This is a genomic window from Psychrobacter sp. HII-4 (assembly GCF_904846595.1).
In the GTDB taxonomy this organism is placed as follows: domain Bacteria; phylum Pseudomonadota; class Gammaproteobacteria; order Pseudomonadales; family Moraxellaceae; genus Psychrobacter; species Psychrobacter celer.
In genome coordinates this window covers 179,746-194,037 of the sequence record NZ_CAJHBJ010000001.1, presented here as the reverse complement: position 1 = coordinate 194,037, position 14,292 = coordinate 179,746, and the positions used below count along the sequence as shown (strand labels likewise).

Annotated in this window: 11 protein-coding genes; 4 read left to right on the top strand and 7 right to left on the bottom strand. The window is 48.4% G+C overall.

Translation table 11 applies throughout. The annotated features are described in order from the left end of the window. Window positions 1-20: 20 nt before the first annotated feature. The 7 genes from JMX98_RS00835 to gmk all read right to left on the bottom strand — a co-directional run bounded on the left by JMX98_RS00835 (window position 21) and on the right by gmk (window position 9,654). Window positions 21-725 (bottom strand): hypothetical protein, encoded by a 705-nt coding sequence (locus JMX98_RS00835; protein ID WP_192996077.1) that lies wholly within the window; start codon window positions 723-725, stop codon window positions 21-23. A 427-nt stretch (window positions 726-1,152) separates the two neighbouring features. Continuing rightward, window positions 1,153-2,334: a cation diffusion facilitator family transporter gene (locus JMX98_RS00830; protein WP_227679913.1), complete on the bottom strand. Its 1,182-nt coding sequence runs from the start codon at window positions 2,332-2,334 to the stop codon at window positions 1,153-1,155. 311 nt (window positions 2,335-2,645) lie between these two features. Then, window positions 2,646-4,922 (bottom strand): primosomal protein N', encoded by a 2,277-nt coding sequence (locus JMX98_RS00825; protein WP_201583764.1) that lies wholly within the window; start codon window positions 4,920-4,922, stop codon window positions 2,646-2,648. A 389-nt stretch (window positions 4,923-5,311) separates the two neighbouring features. Continuing rightward, complete coding sequence (locus tag JMX98_RS00820; RefSeq protein ID WP_075100471.1) at window positions 5,312-5,692, bottom strand: RidA family protein; 381 nt, start codon at window positions 5,690-5,692, stop codon at window positions 5,312-5,314. 281 nt (window positions 5,693-5,973) lie between these two features. Then, window positions 5,974-8,172, bottom strand: coding sequence for a RelA/SpoT family protein (locus JMX98_RS00815; RefSeq protein WP_201583761.1), 2,199 nt, complete (start codon window positions 8,170-8,172; stop codon window positions 5,974-5,976). A 406-nt stretch (window positions 8,173-8,578) separates the two neighbouring features. Further along, window positions 8,579-8,839, bottom strand: a complete 261-nt coding sequence (gene rpoZ / locus JMX98_RS00810) for a DNA-directed RNA polymerase subunit omega (protein WP_068403827.1) — start codon at window positions 8,837-8,839, stop codon at window positions 8,579-8,581. Window positions 8,840-9,030: 191 nt separating this feature from the next. Next, window positions 9,031-9,654, bottom strand: a complete 624-nt coding sequence (gene gmk, locus JMX98_RS00805) for a guanylate kinase (RefSeq protein ID WP_201583758.1) — start codon at window positions 9,652-9,654, stop codon at window positions 9,031-9,033. 328 nt (window positions 9,655-9,982) lie between these two features. On the opposite strand from gmk, the gene ispH reads away from it, so the two are divergent. The 4 genes from ispH (at window position 9,983) to JMX98_RS00785 (ending at window position 14,069) form a co-directional block, all read left to right on the top strand. Then, on the top strand, window positions 9,983-10,939 hold the full coding sequence (gene ispH / locus JMX98_RS00800; RefSeq protein ID WP_201583745.1) for a 4-hydroxy-3-methylbut-2-enyl diphosphate reductase: 957 nt from the start codon (window positions 9,983-9,985) through the stop codon (window positions 10,937-10,939). A 1-nt stretch (window position 10,940) separates the two neighbouring features. Beyond that, the gene (locus JMX98_RS00795) at window positions 10,941-11,192 is read left to right on the top strand and encodes a hypothetical protein (protein ID WP_075100476.1); all 252 of its coding nucleotides are present in this window, start codon (window positions 10,941-10,943) and stop codon (window positions 11,190-11,192) included. A 168-nt stretch (window positions 11,193-11,360) separates the two neighbouring features. After that, a complete protein-coding gene (locus JMX98_RS00790) occupies window positions 11,361-12,176 on the top strand; it encodes a thioesterase family protein (RefSeq protein WP_201583743.1) in 816 nt (271 codons plus the stop codon). A gap of 366 nt (window positions 12,177-12,542) precedes the next feature. After that, the gene (locus JMX98_RS00785; protein ID WP_288996267.1) at window positions 12,543-14,069 is read left to right on the top strand and encodes a catalase; all 1,527 of its coding nucleotides are present in this window, start codon (window positions 12,543-12,545) and stop codon (window positions 14,067-14,069) included. Window positions 14,070-14,292: the final 223 nt, after the last annotated feature.

Genomic DNA, 14,292 nt, shown 5'->3' with positions numbered 1-14,292 from the left:
AAAAATATCAGAAACCTGCGTTATTTTTTGCGGTAAATTTTCCAAACGCCATTGTCGGCGATGGGGTTGTTGTAAGCATCGTTACGGCGCTTACGCGGTGTCTGTCTGCTATCGACCACTTTAAAATCAGGCAACGCATGGACGATAAGACCGGTACGATAAAAGCGTACGCGCTCAGGCTCCATCATCTCACCCTTACTATCGCGGCAAAATACATAAGCACGTAGGTCAATAAACTCACGATGCGCCACCAATCTTGCCTCGTCATCGTTATCAAATACTGCTGACATGCGCGCAGTCTCCTCGGCACTATAATCGCCGCATTTATCAATCAGGGCACCGACCGAGCCAAAGCTTTTGGATTCTTTGGCTCGGGTTTTGGTCAGATGCAGGCGCTGCACATGATAAATAAACTGCGGTATCTCAAGGCTGGCAGGCAGTGGCAGATAATCGGGCGGTAGGTTGGCTGCAGGATAAAAAGCCATCGCACGCTCAAGTAGGGGCTGCCAACGCTGCTGGTAGGCCTGTACCTCGGCTAAGTTACCTTCGTAAATGGGCATGTCGCGGATCTGACGCAAGATATCAGGTGGAAACTGCTCGTCACGAAACTGAGCAATATCGTCTTGCAGCGTCGATAGCAAAACTTTGGCGTGTTTTTTGCCCTCTTTTGACGTTGGGTTGTCAATATAGTCTGGGGCGACAAAGGGCGCGGAACGTCTAGACATAAGCTCACATCGTCAAGGAATCGGTTAAAAAATACAACTCAGTGTATCTGCCATGGCAAATTAATCAGTAAATAGCAGTTTATAATTATTATAACCATATAAACGCCAATAAAAGGTTTTTTTTAAATAGGATAAGTAAAGTTTTGCTAGAAATTGTTGAGATGGGTTGGTGGTAATGAGTAAGTGATAAGCAGAGTGGGCTATTTTTAACCCATTTAGGTGATTGTCGATTAAATGGAGGGCATGTCATCGAATGGATCGTGCTGGCGGTGGTATTTGCTCACTCTCTACATACCATCGTTAATTGACGCCGTTTTCTGTTTTTTGTAACTAGGCCGTGTTGAACATTCACAAATAGTCTCTGTCAGTGCCGTTGAACATTCACAAATAGTCTCTGTCAGTGCCATGGCTGAAGGTTCAATACGCCCTAGTGACTGTGCCCGATATGGTTATTCACAGAGCTTTGCTGCTCTGATATGTCGCAGACCAATGCATCGCTATGGGTGCTGGTCTGCGGGTGTGACAAACTTTCAACCTGAATGGTGGCGTGATGAATACCAAGCGCAAGCAAACCTTGCTCAAGATTGGCAATCAATACGCTGGCATCCGAGATTCTCATATCCCCATCGACCATCACATGGCAAGATAGCGCATTTAGCCCGCTGGTGATGCTCCAGACATGCAGGTCGTGGACTTGTTTTACTTGTGGATGGGCAAGCAGTTTGTCCTCGACATCCACCAGCGATATGCCTTCTGGCGTGCCCTCCATCAAGATATGTACTGAGTCGCGCACCACGCGATAACCACTTACTAAGATAAGTACCGCGACGATCACCGACGCTGCGGCATCGGCCCAAACCCAGCCAAACCCTATCATCAGTAAAGCGGCGACAATAGCGGCCACTGAGCCCATCAAATCACTTAATACATGCAAGTAAGCGCTTTGCATATTGAGGTTGACAGGCTCTTTGGAGTCATCGCTTTTATTTGCTTTTTCTTTATTTACTTTATCTTCATTTGCTCCATGGCTATGGGTGTGCCCATCGCTGCCGCTACTACCACGGTGCATCAGCCAAGCGACCAAGATATTGACCAGCATACCGATGGTGGCGACGATTAACATACCTTGGGTAGCAATCTCTGGCGGTGAGTTAAAACGTTTGATCGCTTCATAAAAAATCATCAAGGCGATAATTACCAGCGTCGCACCATTGACGGTGGCCACGATAATCTCAAAGCGTTTATAGCCAAAGGTCTTTTGATGAGTGGCAGCTTTTTCGCCGATTTTAAATGCCATCAACGTCGCACCAAGGGCGATGGCGTCGCTGAGCATGTGTCCTGCATCAGAGAGTAACGCCAAGCTGCCTGTCAGTAAGCCACCAATCGCCTCGATAAACATATAGCCTGTGATGATCACAAAGCTAATCAGTAACGTACGCTGATAGCCTTTGGTATCTCTTGGCGCGGTGTTTTGCTCTAGGTGAGTGTCATGATCATGAGCGTCTTGATTGCCAGCAGTATAGTTACTATCGTTGTTTTTATAGACATCAATAGGCTCACTTGGAGGCAAATGCTTATTTTGCTTATGACTGGCATCTTCTTGACTCATAACGTTACTCAAATTTATTAAGACTTATGGTAAATAACTTCAAGGATTAATGATAAATCTAACATAGCCGAGTATTAGAAGCTGTAACGACGAGGTAAAAATGCAGCCAGCAAGCTATAGTCGATTCACTGCAAAAATGACATCGTGCTACTGGTATAAATTTTCCTTGCGTGCTGTTATCACAGAGGCTGCGCAACATTCATTCCAGTAGCACTCTTCAATTTATCACCATGTTATTTTGAACTGACTATATATACGTTTGGTAGCCTAAGAATAATAAGAGGAAACGGTGATAGGTTTGAGGTGTCAGCCTACCAGCCGACAGGGTCGATATCTAAAGTCAGTTTTAGATATTTAGCGCTGGGTAGCCCCAGTACGGGTTGCCACCAGTGGTTCAGTACTTGGTGGAGCTGTCCGCGCTCTTTGGCGATGAGGAGTAGCTGGGCATGGTAGCGGCTGTTTTTTTTGCTCATGGGCGCATCGATGGGCCCGAGCACGGCCAAATTGTGGTTACTGGGCAAGATAGCGATGGCATCTTTGAGCGCTTGCATGGTGGCGGCTAGGGTTTTGCCTTCGCAGCGAATCAGCGCTGCATGGGTATAAGGCGGCAGTCCCATCATTTTGCGCTCTTGTAGTAGATCCCGCGCAAATGACAGATAGCCGTCTTTTACCAGCTTTAGTAGTAGCGCGTTGTCAGGCTGTAGCGTCTGGATCAGCACGCGTCCTGCCTTGTCTCCGCGTCCTGCTCGACCGGCGACCTGAATCATCAGCTGCGCGGTATGCTCAGGCGAGCGAAAATCTGCGGACAAAAAGCCGCGATCGGCGTTGGGCAAGCACACCAAGGTAACGTTTGGAAAGTGATGACCTTTGGCGACCATCTGCGTGCCAACCAAGATAGCAGGATCACCTTGATTGATACGCTGATAAATATTTTCCCAGCTGTCTTTGCGCCTTGTGGTATCACGGTCGATTTGAATAATCGGGTATAAGACTTTGCTGGTTTGCGGATTGGCAAAAATCGCGTGTAAATTTTCGCTAAGCCTTGTCGTGCCTATACCTTTGGCATCCAAGTTTTGACTGCCGCAGTCAGGGCACACCGCTGGAATATAAGCTTGCCAGTCGCAGTGGTGGCATTTGAGATAGGCGTTACTGCTGTTTTGGCGGCTATAGTGTACTGTTAAATGCGCATCACAGCGCGGACAATCTGCTTGCCAGCCGCAAGCTTCGCACAATAAGACAGGTGCGTAGCCGCGCCGATTTAAAAACACCAGCACCTGATCGCCAGCTTCTAGGGTTTGCCGTATTGCCCCAATCATGGCGTCTGTCAGTCCAGTATCGTAGCGGGCGCCGTCGTCCGTTGTCTGCTGGTGCGTACTTTGCAGACGCGCATCAATAAGCTGCATGGGTGCAGGTTTGGCATTGCCTGGCCGTGTCGATAGCTGACATTCTATGAGTTTGCCATCATCGACCAATTTTAGGTGCTCAAGCGAAGGGGTGGCGGTGCCGAGTATGACAGGGATGTTGTATTGCACGCCGCGATAAAGCGCGACATCTGCGGCGTGGTAGCGCAGGGTGTCTTGCTGCTTATACGAGCCATCATGTGCCTCGTCAACGACAATCAACCCTAAATCGGCAAAAGGATAGAGCACTGCTGAGCGTGTACCAATGATGATTTGGGCGTGTCCTGTGCGGCAGTCTTGCCAGCCCTGCAGGCGGTGGGTGTTGTTCATGCCAGAGTGTAGCAGCACGATATCTGCGGCAAAACGGCTGGCAAAACGGGCGCGCGTCTGCGGTGTCAAGCCAATCTCTGGCACCAAAATCAAAACCTGTTTGCCCGCCTCAAGTACCGCTTGCATGACTTGTAAATACACTTCGGTCTTACCGCTACCAGTAATGCCGTTTAATAAAAACCCAGTATAACGGCCAGCTTTGTGAGCTGCGATGATGGTGCTGACTGCCTGTTGTTGCTCGTCATTGAGATCAAGTGGCAGTTTGGCCAGTTTGACAGGCGTCGGTGCTTGTTTTGGCTCGATATAGCGCTCGATGAGTCCTTTTTCTTCCAGTGTTTTTAAAAAAGGCCGCTGCATGCCTTCTAATAATAAAACGTCTTCGCTGGCACCGCGCTCGCCGTGCAATTTGAGCATATCAAACTGCTGTTTTTGTTTTTTGGCATTGGGATGAAAGTCGTCATCAGTGATGTTCGGCAGTATGCGCCAGTGCGTGATCAAAAGGTCTAGCGGCTTGCCTTGACGCACCAGCGTCGGCAGGATAACGCCAAACACATCGCCCAGTGGATAGTGATAGTAGCGTGCCAGCCAGTAAGCAAGCTTTAGCATCGCCGCGTTTAAGATAGGCTCGTCATCCAAGCATCGATAGATAGATTTGAGCTTATTTAGTGGTACGCTGCTATCGGCGGCAGCAATATGAGCAACCACGATACCGATAAGTGTCTGGCGACCGAAAGGAACTTCGACACGGCTACCGATTGCTGGACGCGCGCTAGGCTCAGCGGTGGCCTGCGTAGCTGCTGGCAGGCGATAGTCAAATACCCGGTAAAGGGGCACAGGTAGAGCAACTTGTACCAACATAAAAGGCGTCGCCGTCTTATTAGAGAAGTATCATTGCCACAGACGATGATTTACATGGTCGGCATAGGCAGCGTTAGGTACTAAAGTCGAAATAACGCCGCATTAGGGCGTGTCCTCAATTCAATCGATAGCCATCTAAATGGGCTAAAAATGGCTAAATCTGGCCAAACGGTGTCAAATAGCTGACTAATATCTCGATATTACTTGCGCTATTTCCCTTGTTTGACGGCGATTTATCTCATTTTTATCGCCATTTTTAAAATGAGGACACACCCTAACCAAAAATATTTGAATATTTAATAGACTCTGTTCAGCTATTCACTGCTAAAAACCAATAAGCTTAGCAGAGTGCTAAGCTTATCGTTACAACACAGATCTGAGAGGTAGGCTTACTCAATATACATAATGGCTTCGATCTCAACCACGCCGCCCTTTGGCAACGCGGCGACTTGTACCGCCGCGCGCGCTGGGTATGGCTCGCTTAGGTTGGCGGCAAACACATCGTTGAGCACGGCAAAGTCGCTTAGATCGGTCAAAGAAACGTTGAACTTCACCACGTCACTTAAGCTACCGCCAGCAGCTTCACAAACGGCTTTTAGGTTGGCAAATACTTGCTTGGCTTGTGCTTCAAAGCCTTCTTTTAGCTCCATGGTGTCTGGGTCAAAACCCAGCTGACCTGAGACATAGACAGTGTTGCCAACTTTGACGGCTTGTGAGTAAGTGCCAACGGCGGCAGGTGCTTTGTCTGTTTGGATGGTTTGACGAGTCATAGGATATCCTTGTTATCTGTTGTTAGATGGGTTTATCAGTTGGGTTTTGAGCATACAGTGGCAGCCTGTACTGTCTTGCTGCAAGCTGCCCAGTTTAGCATTGTTTACTGCTTTCTAAAAACCTCTGAGCATCGCGCCGCGTTTTATAATTTGCCGCGTCATCAAAAGCCGTCAAAAGCTGCTTGTGCGATCGTCAATCCAATATAAACACGACTTGATAGCCATGTGTCTGATTTATTTGTATTCGACGACAGAGCGACACATCTGGTCGCCATTTAGCGTTATAGCTGATATAGACGGATAATATTGGGGAAGCCGAGTAATGAGCGCAGCTCGCGGATACCCTGCGCTAAGTGGTTGCGGCTACGTACCACGATATGGAGGATGGTATCGCTGCTGCGAACATCGATTTTTTCGACGCCTATATTGAGCTGGCGCAAGTGATAAATCACTTCACTGATTTGCTCATCGCTCAAGGCAATAGAGAGTTTAAGATAAGCGGGGAAACGAACCTTACCGTTATTTTTGATCCCCGTCTCGCCTGCCTCGCTTTGGTTGACAGCTTTATCGCTGCGCCAACGCAGTTGAATGACCTGATAAGGATTGTCTTTACGAATGTCATCAAGCGAAAAACACTTATGACGATGGACGACCAGACCGTGGCGTGATAAATGACCGACGATAGGGTCGCCGTAGATCGGATGACAGCAGTTGGCAAAGTTGATCTCAACCCCTGAGGCGTTGACGATCAGCTGCTGCGGCTGGGTCATGTCATCGCTATTTTCTTGCGCGTGTAGGTCGTTGACTTCGTCACTAAATAAACGGGTAACGACCAGCTGCGGCAGCAATGTGCCAGAGCTGATTTGCTCAAATAAGGTGTTTTTTTCTGTCAAACCGCGCCATTCAGTTAGGTTTTTCCAGTCGCTGTCTGTCAGATCGTCAAGGCTTTTTTGATAAGTCTTAAGCGCGCGATCTAAGGCTTGCTTTCCGTGATGCTGTTTGTCAGCAGCGGACAAGTCCTTAAACCAGCGCAATATCTCTTCACGGGCCTTGTTGGTGGCTACAAACCCAAGCCACTCTGCTTTTGGCTCTGAGTGGTTGTCGACCTCGATTTCAACCAGTTGGCCATTTTTGACCACCGTGCCCAGTTTGGCTTTTTTGCCATCGATGTTGGCACCGACAGCGACGTTGCCGACCATCGGGCCGACAGCATAAGCAAAGTCTAGGGCGGTAGCGCCTTGCGGCAGCTCGTAGGCTCGGCCTTTGGGGCTATAACAAATGATTTTGCTAGAGTGTAGATAATCCATCAGCTCGTTAATGGTAGAGACGGCCGCCGAAAAGTCAGGACTGCCATCATTTAAGCTGTCTTCTTCGACCAAGTCCTTCATGTTACGCAAGGACGCTTGAATGACCGATTGACTGACATCAGAGGCGTGCTCAGCACCGATGACCCCAAGCCTTGCCGCGCTTTGCATTTGCTTGGTCAAAATCGTAACTTTGACCACGTCATTGTCGCGCTCGTAGATGAGCGTCAGCGACTGATTGCCACCTGGCAGCGGGCGGCGAATATTATCAGCAATATGGGTGTCGTCGATTTGGTATTTTTTGATCAGATAATAGGCGAGCTTATCGCAAGCTTCGATATTGTCGAGTACGATCTCAAACGCATAATGACGCAATAGCGCACTGATTTCGCCGCGGTTGCGAAAAAACTGTCGGTAAATCACCACGCGGTTGTCCAAGACCTTGACCAGACCGTTTAGATCTAAGTTATTTAACACGATACTCAGATAGCGATGAATGGCTTCTCGTTGAAAATTGCGCCCCAAGCCATGCTGCAACAGCTTATCTGAGAGCTTGTTGTACATCTCAGAGTCAAGGTTGCGATAGCACAGTACCTCGATATAATCGGCGATGTCATTGAGACCCATCAGCCGCGCAAAGGGCACATAAAAATCCAGCGTTTCTTGTGCGGTGGTGCGCTGTTTTTCTGGGCGCACCGCATCCAATGTCGACATGTTGTGCAGGCGATCTGCTAGCTTGATGATCAATACTCGTGGATCTGCGAGGGTCGCGGTCAAAATCTTATGAAAAGTGGCAGCTTTGTTTTCTTGTTTATTGTGTGCCGAGGATTTGAGCTTGGTGACACCATCGACCAATCTGGCTACGGCTTTGCCATAGCGCTCGGCGATTTGCTCATCAGTGACCTCAGTATCCTCCACCGTATCATGCAAAATCGCCGCAATGATGGTGTCTCGATCCAAACGAAAACCTGCCAATATCTCAGCGACTGCAATAGGGTGGGTGATATAAGGCTCCCCTGATTTGCGCTTATCCTTGATATGGGCGATGTCACCAAACTCACAGGCATCAATAACATCACGGCGCTCGGCGGCAGTGAGGTAGCCTACTGAGCGCAATAAGTTATATTGAGCTTCATCGACTAGGTGATGACTGAGTTTGGGCAAGGTTTGAATCATAAAGTGACGATCCTATATTTGATGGCTGGGTTTTATGACCAGTTTTTATGGCTGCTTTTTATAACCAGTTTTTATGATTGGGCAACTGCGATAACAATCAATCATCGATCAAGATAAACGGCGGCTGACAAAATGTGAACTCGCTATAGAAAACGTGAGTGAGGGCCGTGCAGCTTCTAATTAATCGTAAATCGCATTCAATGTCAACAGCTAAGCAAATCGCGCGGCAAAAAATCTAAAAAATCCTACTCAGTGGTATATTTTGGGGTCTCAGTGGTGATTACAACTGATACAACCAAAAAACCACAGCCTATGCTGTGGTCTCTTTTGTCATGGTGATATGACGGCTTTTTGGGCATATATAGCCCGCCTTAATCTGATTGGTCTATCAAACCACGGTTAAAGATTAAAAGCTATGATCACCTGACAGGGCTAAGTCTAATGAGCTGGTTGCAAAGTTATGCTCTGGCTGATTTAAAATATCGCGGGTGATTTTGCCAGCAGCAATCTCACGTAATGCCAAAACCGTTGGTTTGTCATTATCGACATCAACCATTGGCTCAGCGATACCTTTGGCCAATTGACGGGCGCGCTTGCTTGCGACTAAAATCAGCTCAAAGCGATTATCTACGTTATCTAAACAATCTTCAATCGTCACTCGTGCCATAAATAGCTACCTCGGTTGTTTTTATTAAGTGGCGAAGATGGCCGCCACTCAATAAAAATAATATCAAAAATATATAAAGGGGGATAGCTAGACATTATAGCATTTTTTGCCCCGCCGCGTCGTTGCTTTTTTATCTCTACTGCGCAAAATCTGGCACGCCGCCCTTTTAATGTGTTCATTTGTCTGATGTTTTAGTCTGCCTGAGTGCCGAGCAAATTGGCAATGGTGCGATGGTAGCGCTGCTGCTGGCGGCTTAGGGTCTGCCTGTCAGCGACGATAATGGCCTTTAGCTCAGTCAATGCCACCTCAAAGTTGTCATTTATAATCACATAATCAAAATGGACGTACTGCGCCATTTCCGTCACTGCACCGGCCAAACGCTGCTCGATGACCTCCATCGAGTCTTGCGCGCGTGTCGATAGACGCTGACGCAGGGTTTCGATACTGGGCGGTAAAATAAAAATCATCACCGCGTCCGTAAAGATTTTTTTGACTTGTAGCGCCCCTTGCCAGTCAATCTCTAAGATGACATCGACGCCTGCGTCTAACTGCGCCCGTACGCTTTGCTCTGAGGTGCCATAATAGTTGCCAAACACCTCGGCATGCTCCAAAAACTGATTGTCATGGATGGCAGCGACGAATTTGTCGACATTGGTAAAATGATAATGCTGACCATCGACCTCGCCTGGACGCGGCGCGCGCGTGGTATGTGACACACTGACAGTCAAGTCATTGGTGGTAGCCAATAGCTGTTTTACCAGTGAGGTCTTGCCAGTACCTGAAGCGGCGGTGATGATAAATAGTGAACCTGTCATACAGTGTGTCCTAGTAGCGAGTGCCCTAATAAATATAAAAAGCTGGTAAAAAGAAAAATCGCCATCATTTATGGCGATAGCAGGGTTGATTGGTACCGTGATAAACAGCCGTTACGCATAATAAAGCACCTGCCCATCAGTAGGCGGTAGTCACATGACTACCACTTACTAACTGTGACCGGCGCAGGAATTTCAAAGGCAATAAAAGCAAATTATGCTACAGTAACGCATGGGTTTTATCCCAAACCTTCAATCAAAGCTTACTCCAAGCTGTTGTGAGACGTTTTATATAGTCTTAAATACAAATTATCTAATGATAGGCCTTTTTATGCAAATTTATCTTGCCAATCCGCGGGGATTTTGTGCTGGTGTCGATCGCGCTATTGCGATTGTCAACGAAGCATTAACACGTTTTGAGCCGCCCATTTATGTCCGCCACGAGGTGGTACATAATAAATTTGTGGTCTCAGACTTGGCCAATCGCGGCGCGGTATTCGTTGAAGAGTTGGATGAAGTACCAGATGGCTCCATCGTTATTTTTTCAGCACACGGAGTATCAAAGGCGGTCGAGGATGAGGCTGAGCGCCGCGATTTGACGGTATTTGACGCCACTTGTCCGCTCGTCACCAAAGTGCATATCGAAGTGGCAAAGTTTGCACAAGAGGGCATGGATGCTGTGCTGATCGGCCATGCTGGACATCCAGAAGTCGAAGGCACCATGGGGCGATTTAACCGTGGGCATGGCGGTCAGATTCATCTGGTCGAAAACGAAAGTGATGTGGATGCACTCAGTGTCCAAGACGCTGAGCGCCTAGCGTTTGTCACCCAAACCACACTATCGATGGATGATACCGCGCGCGTCATCGATGCACTGCGCGATAAGTTTCCAAGTATTCAAGGCCCGCGCAAAGACGATATCTGCTACGCCACCCAAAACCGCCAAGATGCGGTCAAAGACTTGGCGGGCCGCTGTGAAGTGGTGTTGGTCGTTGGCTCACCAAATTCATCAAACTCCAACCGTCTGCGCGAGCTGGCCGAACGTATGGATTGCCGAGCGTATCTGATAGACAATGCCAGCGAGATGGACAAAAGCTGGCTGGAGGGTGTGCAGAGTATCGGTGTGACGGCTGGTGCCTCAGCGCCGGAAGTCCTGATCCAAGAAGTACTAAAGCAGCTACAAGACTGGGGTGGTGATTTGCCAAGCGAGCTATCAGGTATCGAAGAAAATGTGACGTTTAGCCTGCCAAAAGCGCTGCGCATTCCGGTCACTCAAGTAGGCAAGTGATATGAGTCAACAGCAGCCAAAAACAAAGTTTGTCTTAGCAGAAGCCACGCTAGATGAGATCAACAAGCAGCTAAAAATCAATACCTTTGTCACCATCGTCTTGGTGCTGATGCTGCTACTCAATACCGCTCAGTTTATAAAGGGTTATAGTGTCTTATATGGCGTACTGATTGCGGTGATGGCGTTTTTTCTATTTATCATGGTCAAGAGTCGTACACTGCTGACCATGCAAAAACAACGATTGAGCAAATAACGTATGCTTATCGAATCCGGCAACACGTTATTCCAATCAAGCTCATATTCAACCAAGCTCATATAAGGTACACGTCGACGATAAGTCAGGCAGAATCAGCCAGACAGTTTGCGGTCATAAATAGTGTACTTTAAATAAAAAAGAGAATCGAAAACATTAAGGAAAATTATGTCAGCGTATTACAAATTGGTCAAACGCGAACCATTGGCAGAGGGCATCAGTGTCGCGCATTATCAGCCGACCCAGCATGCCCAAGGCGCGTGGAATGAGCACGAGCAACATATGGCACCAGCTACTGGGGTGCTGAGCGCTGAGCTGCAAGGGTATGCGCCGCAAAAAAACATGCGCATTGCTCGTATTAGCTTAGATATTTTGGGGCTGATACCGCTTGATGAGTTTACCATCACTACGCGCTGTATTCGCCCAGGTAAGACCATCGAGCTTGTCGAGGCGGTAATGAGCAGCCGTGGTCGAGATGCCATTATTGCTAGGGCATGGCGACTGCTGACGCAAGACACCAGCGCCATCGCTGGCATTGAGGATCAACCAGCACAGTATAAGCCAGAAACGCTGCCTGCTTGGGAAGATATGAAAGGCTGGCCGGGCGGCTTTATCGAAAGTGTGCGCTTGGTGGCCGCTCCAGATCGCCGAGAAGGTCGCGGCATGGTTTGGATAACCAACGATGTCGAGATGGTAGAGGGCGTACCCACTGATGATATGGTACATCTGCTGGGCATGGTCGATACTGCCAATGGCGTGGTACCAAGACTGGGTTTAGGGCTGTCAAAACTAGAGTGGATGTTTCCCAATACAGACCTGCAAATCCATATGCACCGTGTCCCTAAAGGTCGCTGGCTCGGTATCGAGGCGGTACAGCAGTATGGCGCTGATGGTATCGGGCTGACCAGTGCTGTGCTCCACGATGTGCATGGTCCCTTTGGTCGTAGCGAACAAATTCTCACCATCCGTCCGATGCCGCGCTAGTATAAAGGAGGTGAGCGAGCATAGGTAAGCGAGCATATACGCCGCATTCGCGACCATGCTAACTATGCTGATCATATTAACGAAGGCAAGGCAGAGCCAGAACCATGCCGATTATCGCAAAGCCTTCCATAGTTCTGAAAAATAAAATGAAAGAATGTGATTAATTGATTATACAAAACAATATAAATCAGTTGTAATAGTAATCAAGCAAAGGCTAGGTAAGATAACTGCACAGGCAGGTTACTATGAACAAAATTTATCTGAACAAGAATCATCGATTTTCAAACAAACTGACGAGGATTCTAGATGTACTGCTAGAAGCGTATTCAGTATAAGTTTGGCACTTTCATTTGTTTTTACAGGAGTATGACCATGAGTGATAAAAAATGCCCTTACGCCCCAACCCAATTGACCATGGGTAATGGCGCACCAGTCGCTGACAACCAAAACAGCATGACCGCAGGCAAGCGCGGCCCATTATTGGCTCAAGATATCTGGCTCAATGAAAAGCTTGGCAATTTTGCCCGCGAAGTGATTCCAGAGCGCCGTATGCATGCCAAAGGCTCAGGCGCGTTTGGTACCTTTACCGTGACCAACGACATCAGCAAATATACCCGCGCGGCTATTTTTAGCGAAGTGGGCAAAAAAACCGAGATGTTTGCGCGCTTTAGTACTGTGGCAGGCGAGCGCGGCGCGGCCGACGCAGAGCGTGACATTCGCGGCTTTGCTTTGAAGTTTTATACCGAAGAGGGTAACTGGGACATGGTCGGTAACAATACGCCTGTGTTCTTTTTACGCGACCCACGCAAGTTCCCAGATTTAAACAAAGCGGTCAAACGCGATCCACGTACCAACATGCGCTCAGCGACCAACAACTGGGATTTTTGGACTTTATTACCAGAAGCCTTTCACCAAGTCACCATCGTCATGAGTGATCGCGGCATCCCAGCCTCGTACAGACACATGCATGGCTTTGGCTCACACACCTACAGCTTTTGGAATGAAGCGGGCGAGCGCTATTGGGTGAAGTTTCATTTCCGTACGCAGCAAGGCATCAAAAACTTAACCGATGACGAAGCTCGTGAAGTCGTCGGTATGGACCGCGAAAGTAATCAAAAAGACTTATACGATGCTATCGAAAAAGGCGATTTTCCGAAGTGGAAAATGTACGTGCAAATCATGCCAGAAGCTGAGGCAGATACCGTTCCTTATCATCCGTTTGACTTGACCAAAGTATGGCCGAAAGGGGATTATCCGCTTATCGAAGTGGGTGAGTTTGAGCTTAACAAAAACTCTGACAACTATTTTGTCGATGTCGAGCAAGCTGCGTTTGCACCTAGCAACCTAGTCCCAGGTATCAGCGTCTCACCAGACAGAATGCTCCAAAATCGCTTGATAAACTACGCCGATGCCCAGCGTTACCGTGTCGGTGTCAACCATCAGCAGATCCCTGTCAACAAACCACGTTGCCCTGTGATGAGCAACCACCGTGATGGTCAAGGCCGCGTCGATGACAACTATGGCAGCCGCCCACACTATGAGCCAAACAGCTTTAGCCAGTGGCAGGAGCAGCCTGATTATGCCGAGCCACCCTTAAAGATTGATGGCGATGCGGCGCACTATGATTTTCGCGAAGACGACAGCGACTACTTTAGCCAGCCACGCGCGTTGTTTCATTTGATGAGTGCTGAGCAGCAGCAGGTCTTGTTTGATAATACCGCCAGAAACATGGCAGGCGTGCCAGACTTTATCCAGTATCGTCATATTCGCAACTGCCACTGGTGTGACCCTGCGTATGGCGAGGGCGTGGCCAAGGCTTTGGGCTTGAGCGTCGAAGATGCGATGGCTGCCCGTGACGCTGATCCAGCGCGTCATCTGCCAAGCTGTCTATAAGCCGCGACGCATCGCTTGGCGCGCCTAGAGGTGGCAAGCGAGGCAATGCCACTCAATGCTAAAAAATCATAAAAACCGCTTAAGTCAACTTAGGCGGTTTTTTTGTGGCCGATTTTTATGGCCAATCTTGGTTTTTGCGGTATTTTGGCTTGAAATTTTCGCCTGTGCCCCTATCTGATTAACCAGCCTAACAGTATTTATCGCCCAGCCTTTATGGCCAGAG

Excerpts from the sequence above, each read along its gene's own strand:
- JMX98_RS00835 (WP_192996077.1), bottom strand. The coding sequence starts at position 725 with ATGTCTAGACGTTCCGCGCCCTTTGTCGCCCCAGACTATATTGACAAC.
- JMX98_RS00830 (WP_227679913.1), bottom strand. The coding sequence starts at position 2,334 with ATGAGTCAAGAAGATGCCAGTCATAAGCAAAATAAGCATTTGCCTCCA.
- JMX98_RS00825 (WP_201583764.1), bottom strand. The coding sequence starts at position 4,922 with ATGTTGGTACAAGTTGCTCTACCTGTGCCCCTTTACCGGGTATTTGAC.
- JMX98_RS00820 (WP_075100471.1), bottom strand. The coding sequence starts at position 5,692 with ATGACTCGTCAAACCATCCAAACAGACAAAGCACCTGCCGCCGTTGGC.
- JMX98_RS00815 (WP_201583761.1), bottom strand. The coding sequence starts at position 8,172 with ATGATTCAAACCTTGCCCAAACTCAGTCATCACCTAGTCGATGAAGCT.
- rpoZ (WP_068403827.1), bottom strand. The coding sequence starts at position 8,839 with ATGGCACGAGTGACGATTGAAGATTGTTTAGATAACGTAGATAATCGC.
- gmk (WP_201583758.1), bottom strand. The coding sequence starts at position 9,654 with ATGACAGGTTCACTATTTATCATCACCGCCGCTTCAGGTACTGGCAAG.
- ispH (WP_201583745.1), top strand. The coding sequence starts at position 9,983 with ATGCAAATTTATCTTGCCAATCCGCGGGGATTTTGTGCTGGTGTCGAT.
- JMX98_RS00795 (WP_075100476.1), top strand. The coding sequence starts at position 10,941 with ATGAGTCAACAGCAGCCAAAAACAAAGTTTGTCTTAGCAGAAGCCACG.
- JMX98_RS00790 (WP_201583743.1), top strand. The coding sequence starts at position 11,361 with ATGTCAGCGTATTACAAATTGGTCAAACGCGAACCATTGGCAGAGGGC.
- JMX98_RS00785 (WP_288996267.1), top strand. The coding sequence starts at position 12,543 with ATGACCATGAGTGATAAAAAATGCCCTTACGCCCCAACCCAATTGACC.